The organism is Citricoccus sp. K5 (assembly GCF_902506195.1).
Taxonomy (GTDB): domain Bacteria; phylum Actinomycetota; class Actinomycetes; order Actinomycetales; family Micrococcaceae; genus Citricoccus.
This window is the reverse complement of record NZ_LR732817.1, coordinates 457,529-475,421: the sequence shown is the minus strand read 5'-3', so window position 1 is coordinate 475,421 and position 17,893 is coordinate 457,529. Positions and strand designations below refer to the sequence as shown.

General features: G+C 69.7%; 14 protein-coding genes and 1 tRNA gene. All 15 read right to left on the bottom strand.

Translation table 11 applies throughout. The features are described from left to right. Positions 1 to 16: 16 nt before the first annotated feature. Positions 17 to 922 (bottom strand): Bax inhibitor-1/YccA family protein, encoded by a 906-nt coding sequence (locus BOSE125_RS02085; protein ID WP_159549295.1) that lies wholly within the window; start codon positions 920 to 922, stop codon positions 17 to 19. A gap of 208 nt (positions 923 to 1,130) precedes the next feature. Then, positions 1,131 to 1,204, bottom strand: a tRNA-Leu gene (locus tag BOSE125_RS02080). A 69-nt stretch (positions 1,205 to 1,273) separates the two neighbouring features. Then, entirely contained in the window at positions 1,274 to 2,695 is a 1,422-nt protein-coding gene (locus tag BOSE125_RS02075) for an NAD(P)/FAD-dependent oxidoreductase (protein ID WP_159549293.1), read from the bottom strand. Positions 2,696 to 2,807: 112 nt separating this feature from the next. Continuing rightward, positions 2,808 to 4,304, bottom strand: a complete 1,497-nt coding sequence (locus tag BOSE125_RS02070) for a S8 family serine peptidase (RefSeq protein ID WP_371300555.1) — start codon at positions 4,302 to 4,304, stop codon at positions 2,808 to 2,810. A 56-nt stretch (positions 4,305 to 4,360) separates the two neighbouring features. Then, positions 4,361 to 6,082, bottom strand: coding sequence for a DUF501 domain-containing protein (locus tag BOSE125_RS18165; RefSeq protein ID WP_159549289.1), 1,722 nt, complete (start codon positions 6,080 to 6,082; stop codon positions 4,361 to 4,363). 53 nt (positions 6,083 to 6,135) lie between these two features. Further along, positions 6,136 to 7,044: a septum formation initiator family protein gene (locus BOSE125_RS02060; RefSeq protein WP_236557770.1), complete on the bottom strand. Its 909-nt coding sequence runs from the start codon at positions 7,042 to 7,044 to the stop codon at positions 6,136 to 6,138. Positions 7,045 to 7,238: 194 nt separating this feature from the next. Next, positions 7,239 to 8,525, bottom strand: coding sequence for a phosphopyruvate hydratase (eno, locus tag BOSE125_RS02055; RefSeq protein WP_159549287.1), 1,287 nt, complete (start codon positions 8,523 to 8,525; stop codon positions 7,239 to 7,241). Between the two features lie 115 nt (positions 8,526 to 8,640). After that, a complete protein-coding gene (locus tag BOSE125_RS02050; protein ID WP_159549285.1) occupies positions 8,641 to 9,372 on the bottom strand; it encodes a MazG nucleotide pyrophosphohydrolase domain-containing protein in 732 nt (243 codons plus the stop codon). Then, positions 9,369 to 10,598 (bottom strand): adenosine deaminase, encoded by a 1,230-nt coding sequence (locus tag BOSE125_RS02045; RefSeq protein ID WP_159549283.1) that lies wholly within the window; start codon positions 10,596 to 10,598, stop codon positions 9,369 to 9,371. The genes BOSE125_RS02050 and BOSE125_RS02045 overlap by 4 nt, the downstream gene beginning before the upstream one ends. Beyond that, on the bottom strand, positions 10,591 to 11,247 hold the full coding sequence (locus BOSE125_RS02040; protein WP_236558106.1) for a DedA family protein: 657 nt from the start codon (positions 11,245 to 11,247) through the stop codon (positions 10,591 to 10,593). The genes BOSE125_RS02045 and BOSE125_RS02040 overlap by 8 nt, the downstream gene beginning before the upstream one ends. Positions 11,248 to 11,432: 185 nt before the next feature. Then, positions 11,433 to 12,815, bottom strand: a complete 1,383-nt coding sequence (locus BOSE125_RS02035; protein ID WP_159549279.1) for a thymidine phosphorylase — start codon at positions 12,813 to 12,815, stop codon at positions 11,433 to 11,435. Continuing rightward, on the bottom strand, positions 12,812 to 13,201 hold the full coding sequence (locus tag BOSE125_RS02030; protein WP_236558104.1) for a cytidine deaminase: 390 nt from the start codon (positions 13,199 to 13,201) through the stop codon (positions 12,812 to 12,814). The genes BOSE125_RS02035 and BOSE125_RS02030 overlap by 4 nt, the downstream gene beginning before the upstream one ends. Before the next feature lie 188 nt (positions 13,202 to 13,389). Then, a complete protein-coding gene (locus BOSE125_RS02025) occupies positions 13,390 to 14,709 on the bottom strand; it encodes an ABC transporter permease (protein ID WP_159549277.1) in 1,320 nt (439 codons plus the stop codon). After that, positions 14,706 to 16,163, bottom strand: coding sequence for an ABC transporter permease (locus BOSE125_RS02020; RefSeq protein WP_159549275.1), 1,458 nt, complete (start codon positions 16,161 to 16,163; stop codon positions 14,706 to 14,708). Before BOSE125_RS02020 ends, BOSE125_RS02025 begins: the two co-directional genes overlap by 4 nt. Continuing rightward, positions 16,160 to 17,707, bottom strand: a complete 1,548-nt coding sequence (locus BOSE125_RS02015; protein WP_159549272.1) for an ABC transporter ATP-binding protein — start codon at positions 17,705 to 17,707, stop codon at positions 16,160 to 16,162. The genes BOSE125_RS02020 and BOSE125_RS02015 overlap by 4 nt, the downstream gene beginning before the upstream one ends. Positions 17,708 to 17,893 lie beyond the last annotated feature (186 nt).

Sequence of the window (17,893 nt, the reverse complement as noted above, 5' to 3'; positions counted from 1 at the left end):
ACGGTTCAGTGCGTGGTCAGTCGTTGCCGCGCAGGATCGCCAGGATGCGCAGGATCTCGACGTAGAGCCACACCAGGGTCACGGTGAGGCCGAAGGCGGCGGACCAGGAGTACTTCTGCGGGGCCCCGGCCTTGACGCCCTGCGTGATGGCGGTGAAGTCCATGATCAGCGAGAACGCGGCCAGGAACACGGCGAGGAGGCCGATGCCCAGACCCAGCAGCGGGAACTCGCCGCGGAGGCCGAACATGGCGTCCGTGACACCGAAGAGCATCAGGAAGAGGTTGACCACGGAGAACAGCGCGTAGCCGATCATCGCGACCATGAAGATCTTCACGGACTTCTTCGAGACGCGCCACTTGCCGGAGGCGAAGAGCGCGAGGGTCACGGCGAACACGCAGAGCGTGGCCAGCACGGCCTGGACCGCGATGCCCGGCCACATCTGTTCGAAGACGCCGGAGATGCCACCGAGGAACAGTCCCTGCGCGGCGGCGTAGATCAGGATGAGCACGGGCGAGGGCTCGCGCTTGAAGGCGTTGACGAGTCCCAGGACCAGGCCGACGATCGCACCGGGCAGCATGAGGGCCGGCATGTTCCAACCGACGGCGGCACCGGCCACGACGAGCAGCAGGGTGATGACGGTCTTGGCGATGACGTCGTTGTAGCTCATCCGGCCCGTGTCAGCCGGACCCGCGGCAGGCTGGGCGTACATCTGCTCCAGCTGCTCCGGGGTGTACTGCTGGCTCGGCTGGCCCTGCGGCGCCCGCTGGCCGAACTGCGGCTGCTGAGTCTGGCCCTGCGGAGCCTGGCCCCGGGAACCACCCTGGTACCAGCCCGGCGCCTGCTGCGTGGCAGCGCCACCCCGGCCATCACCGGAGTGCATCTGTTCCTGGAAGTTCTTGCTGTTGAAGACGGGGTTGGCCACTGGCCATCTCCTCTGCTGGTCGCGTGCGGTCCACGGTCGTGCTCTCCGGCCGGGTGGCGCGGCATGGACGTCATGGGGACTGCTGACAGTCTATCTGCCGAACCTGAAAAGCAACCTGACAACGGACGGCGGCCCCTTCCCTCCGCTGACGGCTTAACGGCCAGTGGGGGCGAACAACCGTGCCGGGGCCGGGCAGACGTCCGGACAGTGCCCCCAGTGGGACTCGAACCCACAACACAGAGATTTTAAGTCTCCTGCCTCTGCCAATTGGGCTATGGGGGCTGGATTCGACGGCGGCCCGGAACCGTCAAGGGTACCGGGCCGCCATGGAGCCGAGGCGTACTGCGAGACCTACTTCGAGGACTTCGCGGACTCCAGCACCTTCGGGTTGTCGAAGCGGCCCGGCTTGAGCTCGCCGCCAGCTGCCTCGAGGAAGGGGTTGTGCGGGTTCTCGAGGCCCTCGATCGGTGTGGTGTCCCGGCCGAAGACCACGGACAGAAGCCAGTCGGAGACCACGCGGGCCTTGCGCTCATACGTGGGCATGGCCAGGCCGTGGTAGCCGCGGTGGGCCAGCCACGCCGGCACGCCGCTGAGCTTGAGGCCCATCGGATTGCCGACGCCCTTGCCGAAGCCGAGGCCGGCCACGGCACCGAGGGACTTGTGGACGTATTCCTCCACGGCACCCTCACCGAAGCGCACGGCCAGCAGGTTGGCGGCGAGGCGCTTGGCCTGGCGCACCGCGTGCTGGGCGTTGGGAACGCAGTGGCCTCCGGGGCCGTCGCCGGTCAGGTCCGGCACGGCGCACACGTCACCGGCGCCCCAGGCGCCCTCGAGGACCCCGCCGTCACCGTCGGAGATCTGCAGGGTCGGGGTGACCTCGATCCGGCCACGCTGTTCGACCGGGAAATCGGTCTGCTTGGCCACGGCGTTGGCGGCCACTCCGGCGGTCCAGACGAGGGTGTCGGTCTCGAAGGAGCCGGCGTCGGACTTGTCCTGCATGTTGATGAGCTTGAGGACGCCGCCCTCGGCACCGGCCAGCGAGGTGTTGAGCAGGACCTCGATGCCGCGGGACTTCAGGTGCTCGACGACCTCGACGGCCTGGTCCTCACCGACCTCCGGCATGATCTTGCCCATGGCCTCGATCAGGACGATGCGCGCATCGGACTGGGCCAGGCGCGGGTTCTTCTTGATGACGGACCGGATCAGGTCCTCCATCTCCGAGATGGTCTCGACGCCGTTGAAGCCGCCGCCGACGACGGCGAAGGTCAGGGCGCGGCTGCGGGCCGCGGCGTCGGTCATGGTGGAGGCGATCTCGAGGCGGTCCAGGATCTGGTTCCGCAGCTGGACGGCCTCCTGCACGGTCTTCATGCCGATGCCGGCCTCACCCAGGCCCGGGATCGGGAACACGCGGGTGGTGGCGCCGGCGGTCATGACGACGTCCTGGTACGGGATCTCGAATTCGGAGCCGTCCTGCGTCTGGATGGTGGCGGTCTTGCGGGCGTGCTCGACCTTGATGACCTTGCCCTGGACGATCTCGGAGTTCTTCAGGTGGGTGCGGTGGTCCACCACGATGTGCCGGGGCTCGATGTTCCCGCCGACGACCTCCGGGAGGAACGGCTGGTAGGTCATGTACGGGTTCGGGTCCACGAGGGTGACGACACCGCCACGCTCCTTGACCTTCTTCTCCAGGTTCTTGGCGACGTACAGGCCGGCGTAACCGCCGCCGACGATGAGGACACGGGGCTTCGGGGACAGCTGCGGAGTGATTGCCATGACACCCAGCCTAGCCCCGCTCACCGCACTTCGTGAAATTTTTCACAAAGTCACAAAGTATCGCTCGCAGACGGGCGTACCGGTATGAACTGGAGTGAGCGGCTGACGTGGCTCAACGCTCGGATGATCTGCGCTGGCGCAGATACAGCGTCACGGCAGTGGCTGCCAGCCCGGCGACCACGAGAGCCGTGCCGATCACGAGCGCCGGCTGGAGTCCCGGGGCAGGGTCGGCCGGGGCGGTCGCCTGCGGCATCTCCGTGGACAGCGGGTCCGGGGTCGACGTCGGCTCGGCCGGCTCCCCGCTCGGGGTCGCGGTCGGCGTCGGGGCACCGGAGGACTCGGCGCGACGGTGTACGCGGATCCAGTCGGCGATGGTGTCCATGGGATTGCGGTCCACGGCGCCGACGTCCGCCGTCACGGCCGCGGCGGCGTCGATGATGCCGTGACCGTAGACCGGGTCCTCACCGGGGACCCCGGCGTCCTCGGCCGTGGCCAGGATGCGGTGGATGACCTGGTGGGCGGGCATCTCCGGGTACTCAGACCGGATCAGGGCGGCCAGGCCCGCCACGAGCGGGGCGGCTCCCGAGGTGCCCGCCCAGTCCTTCCGGTCACCACCCGGCACGGCGCCGACCAGTGGGTCGGCCGGAGCGGCCACCCCGATGGAGATTCCCTCCGTGGAGGAGTCCCAGCTCGCCGTCCCATCCGGGTTGAGGCCCGCCACGGTCAGCACACCGGGGATGGTCGCCGGGGCTCCTGCGGTCAGGGTTCCGGAGGCGCGGTTCCCAGCGGCAGCCACCACCACCACATCGTTCTCCTCGGCGTGCAGGAAGGCCCGGTCCCAGCTCTCCGGCCAGTCCTGGCGGGTGGAGCCGAGGGACATGTTGATGACGTCGGCTCCGTTGTCCACGGCCCAGGTGACGGCCTCCGCGATCTGGTCCTCCGGGGACGGACCGCCGGCGTTGCTGGCACCGAGGTGGACGGAGATGGACAGCAGTTCTGCCCGGGGAGCGACCCCCACGATCCCGTCCGGCCAGGCGCCGGTGGCCTCGTCCGGAGTCGGCGTGCCGGAGGTGGCCGACGGGCTCGGGCTGGGTGCGGTCTCACCGGAGGGCAGGGTCGAGGGCGTCGGTGTGGCCTTCGCGGAGCGGCGTTCCTCCTCGGCCCGGCGCAACGCAGCCTCGTTGTTCCCGCGGCCGGCCAGGACCGAGGCCACCAGGGTGCCGTGTTCGGCCATCTCCCCAACGAGTTCGGTGCCGGATTCGTTGCCCGCACCGGAGACATCGATGCCACCGACCACCTGGCCGCTCAGGTCTGGATGGTCCGCGTCGATGCCGGTGTCGATCACCGCGACCGTGACGCCTTCGCCCTGGCTGGTCCCCCACGCGTCACGGAACCCGTACTCGTCCAGCCAGTACTGCCGGTCCCGCCATTCATCTGCGGAGGCGGCGGGCAGGGCGGACCAGCTCGCCACACCGGTCGCACCGGACGCACCGAAAGATTCGGACTCGCCGGACTCGGTCCAGCTTCCGGCCGGAGGCGGCAGCAGCACGGGTCCGGCGACGAGGGCCGCGGTGAGCACCGGGACGGTCAGCACGGTGGCCAGGGGCACAGCGGTCAGGCGGGGGAGGCGTGGGGCTCTCCCCCGCCGTCCTGACCGACGGCCGCTCATGCCGTCTGGGACAGGGCGATCCCGTCCAGGATGTCGTGCTCGGACGTGATGGCCGTGGTGACCGATCCATGGCCGGCGTGCGCCACCCTGCGCAGGATCATGGACCAGATGAGGGCGCCTGCCCCGATCACGTCGACGCGGCCCGGGTGCATGTAGGGCAGGGCGGCACGCTCGTCCCGGGTCGCGGCCAACAGTCGCCCGGCGGTGTCGCCGATGACGTCCACATCCAGCTCCGTGGCGTGGATGACCCCGGGATCGTAGGCGGTCAGGCCCAGCGCGGCGGCGGTCACGGTGGTCACGGTCCCAGCCACACCGACGACGGCGGCCACCTCCCCCAGCGGGATGCTCACCTCCACCTCGTCCAGGACGGCCTCGATGTCCTGCACCGCTCCTTGGATCTCGGCATCGGTCGGTGGATCGGTCCGCAGATGGCGCTCGGTGAATCGGACGCATCCCATCCTGACGCTGAGGGCGTGGGTGACCTGCGGCCCCGCACCTCCGGGGCCTGCCAGCGTTCCGAGGACGAACTCGGTGGATCCGCCACCCAGGTCCACCACCAGCACCGGTCCGGCGGCCGCATGGCTGGTTCGACCGGCCGGGGAGGTCTGGCTGGTCTGGCTGGCCTGGCTCGCCTGAGGTCGCTCGGCGGTACCAAGGGCGCCAGGGGCCAGGACGGAGGCCGCGCCGGCGAAGGACAGGGCCGCCTCCTCGTCCCCCGTGATGATCTCGGGTTCCACGCCCAGACGTTCGCGGATCCCAGCGGTGAAGTCGGCGGCGTTGGCGGCGTCACGGCTGGCGGAGGTGGCGACGAACCGGACGGAGGTGGCCCCGAGGTCGCGGATGATCGCGGCGTAGTCCTCCGTGGCGGCGAAGGTGCGCTGCATGGCGGCCTCGGACAACCGGCCGGTGGCGTCCACTCCTTCGCCCAGCCGGACCACGCGCATCTCGCGGTGCAGGTCCACGAGCCGGGGAACAGCCGCGCCGCCGGTGCCGGGCTGATCTGTCGGCTGATCCGTCGGAGATTCGACGCGTGCCACGAGCAGTCGGATGGAGTTGGTTCCGCAGTCGATCGCCGCGACGGTCCGGCCCGGCCGGCGTGACGCCGCACCCTGCACGGGGTTCTGCTCCCCCGCGAGCCGCTTCACGTGGCGGCTGAGGTCCTTGCTCGGCACGGGTGCCCCTGGGTCCCAGGCGCCGGCACACCAGCAGGTCTCGGCGGTCCAGTCATCCCGCATGCGTCCGAGCGCCTCGTCCCCGAGAGGGTTCACGCCGGGCCCCGCGGCCAGCGAGTGGCCCACCAGGACGTGCAGGCACTTGACCCGTTCGGGCATGCCGCCGGCGGAGATGCCCGAGATCTCCGGGACCCCGTCCGTGCCGGCCACCCGTCCCACCCGGTCACGCTCGGCCAGGTAGGCCTCGTGCGCGCTCCGGTAGCGGGCGGACAGCTCGTCATCCTGCTGCAGCCGTTCGGACATCTCGGCCATCACACCGGACGCCTCCAGCCGGGAGACGGCGGCCGTCAACACGGGGTGGGTCAGGTAGAACGTGGTGGGGAAGGGGATGCCGTTGGACAGCCGTGGAGCGGTGGTGGCCACCAGCGGATTGCCGCACACGCACCGGGCCCCGATCTCGACCACGTCACGGGCCGGGCGGTTCAGTTGCAGGCTGATGGTGTCCAGGTCCTGCTGCGTGGGGGTGCGGTCCAGGTTCTGCGTCATGGTGATGATCTTGCCTCAGTCGGTGCGTTGGTGCCGGTGACAAGTGCTCCAGCCTAGTCGGTACCGGCACGCACCACGGAGTCCAGCAGGGCATCCGCCCATGGCATGTCCTGGTTGACCTCACTCGGACTGGCCGGCGGTGGCACCGGGTCCTCCACGGCCTCATCGCCGCCGATGACCATGTAGGTCTGCTCACCGGGCATGACGAGGTTGAAGCGCTCGCGCGCCTGCTGCTGGATGTAGGCCGGGTCCTCCCAACGGGCGATCTCGCTCGTGAGGTCCTGCTGCAGCTGCTGCTCGGCGGCGATCTCCTCCTGGACGGCGCGGAGCTCGGCCTGCTGGTCCAGGAACACCCGCAGGGTCGGCGCCAGGAGCACCGCGGCCACGAAGAGCACCACCAGGAAGGCCACGGAGCGGCCGGTGAGGTTGCGGGCCGGAACGGGTTCGACCGGGACCAGGGCCGGGCCCGGCGTCGACGTCGCTGCCGAAGGAGTTCTGGCGGAGCTCCGCGCCCGGGCACGGGGCACGGACCGGCGCAACAGGTTGCGGCGTTCGTCGGCACGGCGCTGCCCGGGAGTCGGTTCCGATGACGGACCGGCCGAGGTGTCCTCCGAGTCTGTCGCATCGTCCAGGACGGCTCCGGGTCCGTCCGAGGCCTCCGCGTCGGCAGATGCCGGAGAGCCGCCCTGCGCCCGGTCGGCCGACCACCCGCGGATGGACTGCCCGCCGGCGGATGCCGGGTCCACCGACTCAGGGGATGCGGCAGACTCGATGGATTCGGCGGATTCGGCGGACTGGCGTGACGGTGCCGCGTCGAGGGGGATGACCTTGGCGGAGTGGCCGCCCACCAGGTGCGGCGTCGAGCCGGGCCCTGCGGTGCCCGTGCGCCGGGCGGCGCCGGCCCCCACCTCGGCCAGTTGACGCTGGGAGGTTTTGGGGACGCGCGGACGACGAGTTGCCACCAGTACCTCCGTGCCCATCCTGAACAAGACTTGTGAGACCGGGCCATCTCCCCGGTCCCTCTGACGATAACGGCTGATCCGCCCGGCGTTGGGACAGCGCGCCGAGCGGGTTCCCGGGCGTTTGCCGGGCTTTCACCGTTAACCACCGCAACCCCGACCCCGGAGACCCCGGAACGGGGTTGCGGGGCAGCCGGTCAGGCGCGGGCGGTGAACCGCGGGAAGGCCGAGGCACCCGCGTAGATCGCGGAGTCGCCCAGCTCCTCCTCGATGCGCAGCAGCTGGTTGTACTTGGCCACCCGGTCCGAGCGGGCCGGGGCACCGGTCTTGATCTGGCCGGCATTGGTGGCCACGGACAGGTCAGCGATGAAGGTGTCCTCGGTCTCGCCGGAGCGGTGAGAGATCATGCAGTGGAACTGGTGGCGCTGGGCCAGGGAGATCGCGTCGAAGGTCTCGGTCAGGGAACCGATCTGGTTGACCTTGACCAGCAGGGCGTTGCCCGACTGCTCGTCGATGCCCCGCTGCAGACGCTCCGGGTTGGTGACGAACAGGTCGTCGCCCACGAGCTGGACCGTGGCCCCCAGGGAGGTGGTGAGCTGCTGCCAGCCCTCCCAGTCGTTCTCGTCCAGCGGGTCCTCGATGGAGATCAGCGGGTAGTTCGCGGCCAGCTCCTCGTAGTACGCGATCATGTCCGCGGCACTCTTCTGCTCGCCCTCGAAGGTGTAGGTGGCGTTCGAGCAGAACTCGGAGGAGGCCACGTCCAGGGCCAGGGCGATCTCCTTGCCCGGGGTGTAGCCGGCCTGCGTGATGGCCTCGGTGATCAGGTCCAGGGCGGCGCGGTTGGACGGCAGGGACGGGGCGAAGCCGCCCTCGTCTCCCAAGCCGGTGCCGAGTCCGCGCTCCTGCAGGACCTTCTTGAGCGTGTGGTAGACCTCGGCGCCCCAGCGCAGGGCCTCGGAGAAGCTCGGAGCGCCGATCGGGGCGATCATGAACTCCTGGATGTCCACGTTGGAGTCGGCGTGGGCGCCGCCGTTGAGGATGTTCATCATCGGCACGGGAAGCACGTGGGCGTTCGGGCCGCCCAGGTACTTGAACAGGGAGAGGTCCGAGGAGGCGGCGGCCGCGTTGGCCACGGCCAGCGAGACACCGAGGATGGCGTTGGCGCCCAGGGTGCCCTTGTTCTCGGTGCCGTCCAGGTCGATCATCAGGGTGTCGATGAGACGCTGGTCCGTGGCGTCCTCACCCTCCAGCTCGTCCGCGATGTTCTCGATGACGGCGTTGACGGCACCCAGCACGCCCTTGCCGAGATAGCGGCCCTGGTCACCATCGCGGCGCTCGACGGCTTCGAACTCTCCCGTGGAGGCGCCGGAGGGCACGGCGGCGCGACCGAGGGATCCATCGGTCAGCAGTACCTCCACCTCAACGGTGGGGTTACCGCGGGAATCGAGGATTTCACGGGCATGGATGGCGTCGATCAGGGCCATGTGCGGTCTCCTTTGAAGACTGTCGGTGGGTAGAGCGTCAGGGCCGGTGTGGCTTGACGGTCCGGGTGGGCGCCGTGGCGCAGGTTGCGGTACCGCGGGGCGATGCGGGTTTAGCCTAGCCCGTCGGGTCTGTTCCCGAGAGGTCGTGACGGAGCGCGGCCAGGTGCTGGCGCAGCGCACGCTCGGGGTCGAGCCCCGCAGCACGGGAGCGCTGGACCAGCCGGAACAGCTCGGCGCCCAGCTCCCCCTCGTCCTGCAGCACCATCGGATCCTGGCCCGACGGCGGCGGGCCCGGTTCCTGCAGTGGGTCCACCGGCTGCCGGGCGGCCCGGTCCACGACCTTCGCGGCGGCCGCCAGGGCGGGCAGGTGGGCGGGGACCTCGGTGAAGGCGGCATCCGACTCGGCTGCCCCGGCGGCGCGCTCCGCCTTCTTGATGCGCTCCCAATTCTTCTCGATGTCCTCCAGTCTCGCGGCCGCCAGGTCCCGCGGCTCGCGCAGGGACCCGTCGGCGTGGAAGACGTGGGGGTTCCGGCGGATCATCTTGTCCGTGATGGCCTGGGCCGTGCCGTCGAAGGTGAAGCCACCGGCCCCCTGGGCGATCGCCGCGTGCAGGACGACCTGGAAGAGCACGTCCCCCATCTCGAGCCGCAGCTTCTCGTAGGTGCCGTCGGCCAGCGGCCCCTCGGGCCAGCTGGCCGGGGGCGCGGACTCGATGACCTCGAGGGCCTCGTACGCCTCCTCGATCAGGTACTCGGTCAGCACGGCATGGGTGAGCCGCCGCGTCCACGGGCAGTGCTCCCGCAACTGGGCGACCACCCAGACGAGCCGGTCGACGGCGTCGCTCACGCGTCGTCGTCGTCGAGGGCCTCCAGGCGCACCGGGCCGTCTCCGGTGCCGCCGCTGGAGATGACCTCTCCCCAGGCCTCGACGAGCAGTTCGGCCAGGGCCTCGCGGTCCTCGAGGGGCAGGAAGGCGGCCTCGGCGGCGTTGAGCTGGAAGTCCAGCAGCTCCTCCAGCGAGTAGCTGAAGACCTCCGCGATCAGGTACAGCTCGTCGGTGAGGGAGACCCCGCTCATCAGCCGGTTGTCCGGATTGATGGTCACGCGGAAGCCCAGCTGGGCCAGCATGTCGATCGGGTGGGTGGAGACCGTGCCGCCGTAGGCCGCCACGGCGCCGGTCTGCAGGTTCGAGGACGGGCAGATCTCCAGCGCGATGCCGCGGTCACGGACCCAGGCGGCAGTGGCACCGAGGTCCACGAGGGCGTTGTCCTCGCCGACCTGCTCACCGTTCTCGTCCACGGCGTTGAACTCCACCGTGATGTCGTCGGCGATCCGCACGCCGTGGCCGAGGCGCAGGGCGCGGCCGTTGACGAGGGCGTCGTTGATGGACTCGAGGCCGTCCGACTCGCCGGCGTGGACGGTGGCCGGGAAATGCTGGCCGGCCAACCAGGTGAAGGCCTCGGTGAAGCGCGAGGGCGGGAATCCGGTCTCCGGTCCGGCGATGTCGAAGCCCACTGCAACGGAGCCACCGGCGCCACCGGTGCCGCGGTGGCGCACGGCCAGCTCAGCGATCTCCTGCGAGCGGTCGTTCTGACGCATGGCCGTGATGAGCTGGCCGATGCGGATCGGGGTTCCCACGGCCTCGGCGTTCTCCACGCCCTCGTCGAGTCCGGCCTGGACCGCCTCGACAGCCTGGTCCAGGGTCAGCCCGCCGGCGGTGTGCTGTTCGGGGGCCCAGCGGACCTCGGCATAGACGATGCCGTCCTCCACGAGGTCCTCCACGAACTCGCGGGCCACCCGCTGCAGCCCCTCGGTCGTCTGCATGACGGCGATCGTGTGGTCGAAGGTCTCGAGGTAGCGCTCGAGGGTGCCGGAGTTCGCGGACTCGGCGAACCACTCCGCCAGCGCGTCGGCACTGTCGGCGGGCAGTTCGTGGCCGATCCGGCCGGCCAGGTCGAGGATGGTGGCCGGTCGCAGGCCCCCATCGAGGTGGTCGTGGAGGCTGATCTTGGGCAACGCTGCCAGATCGACGTCAAGGGGCGAGGGGGCGGAGAATTCGATCGCGTCAGTCACGTGGCGAGTCTACGGTAGCGGTCTCGGACCGCAGTCCCCCGCCGGCCGCCCGCTTCCGTTCCGCCAGCCGGAGCAGGATCCTCTTCAGGATGAGGTCCACCACCCAGCCGACGGCGGCCGCTGCCACCAGCGCCACGATGATCTGCAGCAACGTGTTGTCCAGCCAGCCCGCGGTGGCCCGGGCGATCCCGATCGAGTAGGCCGACCAGAGGAACGCGGCGAAGATGTCCAGCAGGGTGAACCTCAGCCGCGGGTACCCGGTGGCCCCGGCGGTGTAGTTCACCGCCACCCGTCCGCCCGGGATATACCGGGCCGTGCAGATCACCAGCGCGCCGTGTCCGTCCAGGGCGGTGCGGGCGGTGGCGACGGCCCGGACCACGCTGCGGCTGCGCATCCAGCGGAACCGGGTGATGCCGATCCCCCGGCCGAGGGCATAGGCGATCTGGTCCCCGGTGATCGCCCCGAGGGCACCGATCAGCCAGACCCACCACAGGGAGACGGTGTCCTGGGTGCCGGAGATGGAGGCCAGCGCCACCAGCACGGACTCCGAGGGCACCACGGGGAAGAAGCCGTCGATCGTGCACAGCAGGTAGACCGCGAGCAGGATCCACCACTGCCCGGCGGCATGGAGGACCACGTCTTCGATCATCTGGAGCACCCGTTCAGCCTAGGCGAACGGAAGGCCCCGGACCGCACTTTTCTCGGCGGTTCCGGGCCCTCTCAGGGTCTGCTCAGGATCTTCTTCCGGGTCGTCTTCAGGTCTGTCCGGGACCGGCTCCAGTCTGGGCCGGGTCCTGCCATGGGGATCACGGCGAGGCAGCAGAACCGGGGCCGTCAGTCGATCCGGTCGATGATGAGCGGGCGCGGCACGAACGATTCAGCCTCCGCCGATCCCGCCGGGGCGATGGAATAGCTGCCCTCCAGCGCGGACAGGGCACGGTCGAACTGCTCGGGGGTGTCCGTCAGCAGGGTGAGCAGGGGCTGTCCGGCCTGCACGGCGTCTCCGGGCTTGGCGTGCAGGCGCACCCCGGCCGCGTCCTGAACCGGGTCCTCCTTGCGAGCCCGGCCGGCGCCGAGACGCCAGGCGGCCAGGCCCACGGCCATGGCGTCCAGGCGGGTCAGCACGCCGGACTCGCCGGCCGTGACCACGTGGGATTCCCGTGCCGTCGCCATCGGGGCGTCGGCGTCCCCGCCCTGGGCGCTGATCATCCGGCGCCACACGTCCATGGCCCGCCCGTCGGCCAGGGCCTCGGCCGGGTCCACCCCGGTGATCCCGGCACCGGCCAGCATGCGGCGGGCCAGCTCCACGGTCAGTTCCACGACGTCGGCTGGTCCCCCGCCGGCGAGGACCTCCACCGATTCGGCGACCTCGATGGCGTTGCCGGCAGTCAGACCGAGCGGGGTGTCCATGTCCGTCAACAGGGCGGAGGTGTTCACGCCGGCGTCCCGGCCGAGGTCCACCATGGTCCGGGCGAGTTCGAGGGCGTCGGACTCGGTCTTCATGAAGGCGCCGGAGCCGCACTTGACGTCGAGCACGAGGGTGCCCGTGCCCTCGGCGATCTTCTTGGACATGATCGAGGAGGCGATCAGCGGGATCGCCTCCACGGTGCCGGTGACATCCCGCAGCGCGTAGAGCTTCTTGTCCGCCGGGGCCAGCCCCGAACCGGCGGCACAGATGACGGCACCCACGGAGGAGAGCTGGTCCATCATGGCCTCGTTGGACAGGTTGGCCTGCCAGCCGGGGATGGCCTCAAGCTTGTCCAGGGTGCCGCCGGTGTGGCCGAGGCCGCGGCCGGACAACTGGGGAACGGCCACGCCGTACACCGCGACGAGCGGTGCCAGCGGAAGGGTGATCTTGTCTCCCACGCCACCGGTGCTGTGCTTGTCCGCGGTCGGCTTGACGCCGCCGTCGGGCCCGCGCAGCTGTGAGAAGTCCATCCGCTCGCCCGAGGCGATCATCGCTTTCGTCCAGCGGGCGATCTCCGGCCGGTCCATGCCGTTGAGCAGGATGGCCATGGCCAGCGCGGACATCTGCTCGTCCGCCACGACACCGCGGGTGTAGGCATCCACGACCCAGTCGATCTGCCCCTCGGAGAGCCGCTGGCGATCCCGCTTGGCCCGGATCACCTCGATCGCGTCGAACGGCTCGGCGCGGTGGCCATCCGGGGATGCGGAGATAGAGGTAGAGGCAGAAGTAGAGGTGGGCTGCGGGGTCATCGGTTTTCTCCCGGGTTGTCGGTCGTGGCCGTACCGCCACTGAGGTGCGTCATGTCGGCCGGGCCGAAGGCGTGGGGCAGGACCTCGTCCATGGTCAATTCTCCGTCCGGGCCCATGAGGCGCATGCCGGGGGCGTGGAATTCGTAGAGCAGCTGGCGGCAGCGGCCGCACGGCATGAGGACCTCACCGTTGCCGTCGACGCAGTAGAACGCCACGATCCTGCCGCCCCCGCTCATCTGCAGGTTGGACACCAGAGAGCACTCGGCGCAGAGCGTGAGGCCCAGGGAGGCGTTCTCGATGTTGCAGCCGGCCACCACGCGGCCGTCCTCCACCAGGGCGGCTGCACCCACGGGGAATCGGGAGTACGGCACGTAGGCGCGGGTCATCGCAGCACGGGCGGTGGACTCCAGACGCTGCCAGTCGATGCCCGATCCGGTGCCGGTGATGCGCGGCAGGGATGCCGTCAGCGGGATGTCGTCCTCGAACGGGTCGCTGAACGCGCCGCTGGATCCGTGGTCGTGGTGTTCCACACTCACTCCTTCACTCTTCCTTGGATGATCCAGGCTGTTCCCGGCTATTCCTTCACATAGGGGGACCCGGCGGCGGCCGGGCCCCGGGACCTGCCGACCAGGCCGGCCACCACCAGGACGGTGACGAGATAGGGCAGCATCGCCATGAACTGGCTGGGGACCGGTGTGCCCAGGATGGCCAGAACGTACTGCATGTTGGTGGTGAACCCGAACAGAAGCGCGGCGAAGAAGGCCCCGATCGGGTTCCAGCGGCCGAAGATCACGGCGGCGAGGGCGATGAACCCCTGGCCGGCGGTCATCTCCTTCGAGAAGGAGGAGGAGGACACGAGGGTAAAGAAGGCGCCGCCCATACCGGCCACGGCACCACCGAGCAGCACGTTGATGTACCGGGTGCGGATCACGTTGATGCCCACGGTGTCCGCGGCCTTGGGGTGCTCGCCGACGGCCCGCACGCGCAGGCCCCACTTGGTGTGGAACAGGCCGATGTACAGGGCGACGACGATCAAGTACATGCCGTAGCCCAGGATGGTCTGGTCGAAGAGGATGGGGCCGATGATCGGGATGTCCGCCAGGATCGGGATCCTGATGCTCGGGAAGTGCGGCGGGGAGTTCAGCGCGGAGGAGTTCGAGGACAGCACGGTGCTGAACAGGAAGCTGGTCAGGCCGGCCACCAGGACGTTGAGCACCACGCCGACGATGATCTGGTTGACCAGGTAGCGGATGGCGAACACCGCCAGCAGCACGGACACCAGCACACCGGCCACCACGGCGGCCACGAGGCCCGCCCAGACCGAACCGGTCACCGAGCCGGTGACGGCTGCCGTGAAGGCGCCCGCCAGCAGCTGGCCCTCGATGGCGATGTTCACGACGCCGGCCCGTTCGGAGAGCACACCGGCCATGGAACCGAAGATCAGCGGGATCGCCAGGGTCACGGAGCCGGCGATGAGACCGGTCAGGAACACCGTGGTGGTGTTGGCCGCGCCGACCACCCACACCAGGAATCCCGCCACGAACAGGGCCGCGAAGACGGCGGAGACCCAGCCGCTGACCGTGCCGGAGCGGCGTACCTGCAGGAAACCCCATACGGCGAGGGCGGCCAGCAGGAGGGTGATCGTCCAGCCGGCGGCAATGGTGGGGACCACGATGTCCGGGATGTGGATGGCATCGGCATCGGTGGAGATGCGGAACGTGGCCGACTTGCCCGAGGCGGTCAGGGCGAAGACGGCCAGGGAGACCGCCGCCAGTACCGCGAGCGCGATCGGCGTGGTCCAGTGCCGGACGATGTCCGTGGTCGGCCTCTCCGTCGTCGAGGCGGCTGGAGCGGGGCCGGCAGGGCCGTTGGGAACGGTCGCGGTGGTGCTCATCGCTGGTCGCCTTCCGCCGGGGTGGTGGTACTGGCATCTGCATCGGCCGGGTCTGTGGATCCTGCGTCTCCGGCCGCCACTCCCACGGCATCGCCGATGGTGGCGGAGGCGGCCGGGGCGGTGTGGCCGTCGGCGGACGCGGTGGTCGCCGCGACGGCGCCGGCCAGGGCCGGCTGGGTGACCGGATCCGCTGTGGTGCGGGCCTGCAGGGCACCGGGTGCCGGCAGGCGGAAGATCATCCGCACCAGCGGCGGTGCGGCGATGAACAGCACGATCAGAGACTGGATGATGAGCACGATGTCGATCGGCACCCCGGTCTCGGTCTGCATCGTCACGCCACCGGCACGCAGCGCGCCGAACAGCAGACCTGCCGCGAACACGCCCCACGGGTTGGAGCGGCCGAGCAGGGCCACGGTGATGGCGTCGAAGCCGAAGGACCCGGCGACGTCCGTGTTGAGCATCTTCTCGGTGCCGGACACCTGGCTCATGCCGGCCAGGCCGGCCAGGCCGCCGGAGATCGCCATGGCGACCACGTACATGCGCTTCACGGACACACCCGCGGTCCGGGCGGCGTCGGGATTGGCACCCACGGCACGCAGCTGGAAGCCGACGGATGAGCGCTTCATGAGCCACCAGGCGAACACGGTGGCCACGAGGGCCACGACGAAGCCCCAGTTCAGGCGGAAGCTGTCACCGAACAGGAGCGGGAAGACCGCCGTCGACGGCAGGAAGTCGGAGACCGGGTTGGTGGAGCCCTCCCGCTGGAGGACGGGGGTGTACAGGAAATACGTGACGAGATGGATGGCCACGTAGTTGAGCATGATGGTCAGGATGACCTCGTGGGCACCGGTGAGCGCCTTCAGGAAGCCGACCACGGCGCCCCACAGGGCGCCGCCGAGGATGCCCATGATCAGGACCAGCAGCAGGTGCAGGCCCGCGGGAAGCTGCAGGTGGACGCCGAACCAGGTGGCGAACATGGCTCCGAAGATCATCTGGCCCTGGCCGCCGATGTTGAACAGTCCGGAGCGGAACGAGATGGCGATGCCGAGCGAGATGATGATCAGCGGCGTGGCCACGGTCAGCGATTCCATCAGCGGGTAGATGCCCTCGCTGAAGGTGTCCCCGCGGTAGTTGAAGATCGCGCCGCGGAACAGGGCGGCGTAGGCGGAGGCCACGGCCGACCAGCCGGCGGCCAGGGTGTCCACGGGGCGGCTGAAGAAGTATCCGGCAGCCTCGAGGACGTCCTCGTCCGTCAGGATGATCAGCAGAGCGCTGATGACCAGGGACAGGATGATCGCCAGGACGGTGACGGTGCCGTTGCCGGACAGGACGTCCCGGAACGAGAATCCGTTCGGGACACCGCCCTTCCGGCCCGATCCTCCGGCTCCTCCGGCTCCTCCGGCCTGGGGGCCGGGCGTGGACGCCGGGGTGCTCTCGCTGGTCACGGCGTTCATGCCGTTGCTCCCTTCGGGGTGGTGTCCGGGGTGGTGTCCGGTTCGGCACCCGGGGTGATGCCGGCCATCATGAGGCCCAGGTCGTCACGCGAGGTGTCCCCCGGCACGATCCCGATGATCCGACCGTGGTACATCACGGCGATGCGGTCGGCCAGGTCGAGGACCTCATCGAGCTCGGTGGAGACGATCATCACCGGGGTGCCCGAGTCCCGTTCGCGGATGATGCGGTCGTGCAGGAACTCGATGGAGCCGACGTCGACCCCGCGGGTGGGCTGGGAGGCGATGAAGAGCTTGAGGCCGTCCACCAGTTCCCGGGCCATGACGACCTTCTGCTGGTTGCCTCCGGACAGGGTGCCGACGGGCAGGTCCACACCCTGGGTGCGGACATCGAATTCGGTGACGCGCTGCTCCGCCAGGGACCGGATGGCCGCCGGGCTCAGCTGGAAGCGGTTGCCGACGGGGGCCCTGTCGAAGCGGTTCAGGACGAGGTTCTCGGCCACGGAGAAGGACCCCACCAGACCGTCGGTGGAGCGGTCCTCCGGCACATACCCGACGCCGGCCCGGATGACCTGCCGGGTGGTGCGGCCGAGGATCTCCTCGCCGTCCAGGCGGATGGACCCCTGGGCCTTCTGCAGGCCCATGATGGCCTCGGTGAGCTCGGTCTGCCCGTTGCCCTGCACACCGGCCACGGCCAGGATCTCGCCCTGGCGGATACCGAAGGAGACGCGGTCCACCAGCCGGACGCCCTCCGGGCTCAGTACGGTCAGGTCGGACACCGTGAAGGTCTCCTCACCCAGCTGCGGGGCGGACTTCGTGGTGTTCAGCCCCACGGCGCGGCCCACCATGAGGGCGGCCAGTTCGGACTGGTCCGCGTCCGGGTCCGCGGTGCCGACCATCCTGCCGCGGCGCAGCACGCTGATCACGGTGGAGATCGCCTTGACCTCGCGCAGCTTGTGGGAGATGAACACCACGGCTGTGCCGTTGTCCCGGAGCCGGCGGATGATGTCCAGCAGCTCGTCGGTCTCCTGGGGGGTGAGGACGGCGGTGGGCTCGTCCAGGATCAGCACGCGGGCGTCGCGCACGAGCGCCTTGATGATCTCCACGCGCTGCTGGACGCCCACCGGAAGGTCCTCGATGCGGGCGTCCGGGTCCACGTGGAAGCCATACTCATCGGAGATCTCGCGGATCTTCCGGCGGGTGGACTCGAGGTCCAGGATGCCCGCGGCACGCGTGTGCTCATCGCCCAGCGCCACGTTCTCCGCCACCGTGAAGACGGGGATCAGCATGAAGTGCTGGTGCACCATGCCGATGCCGGCCCGCATGGCCTCACCGGGACCGCTGAACCGCACGGGTGTGCCGTCCACCAGGATCTCGCCGGCGGTCGGCTCGTAGAGGCCGAACAGGACGTTCATCAGGGTGGACTTGCCCGCGCCGTTCTCCCCCAGCAGGGAGTGGACCTGGCCGGACTCCACCGTCAGGTCGATCGAGTCATTGGCCGTGAAGGCCCCGAATTTCTTGGTGATGCCGCGTAATTCGAGTTTCACCGTGCTCCAGCCATTCTGGCCCGGGACAGGCCATTGCTTCGGGTCGTTGTCGTTCCATCCATGATGCTCGGTCCCAACGGGATCTGAAGAGGACATCATCTCAGGGTCTTCATCTCAGGGTATTCCCGGCGGACATGACGGTGGGGCGGCCCGCAGGCCGCCCCACCGCATGGGCCACCGTGGTGA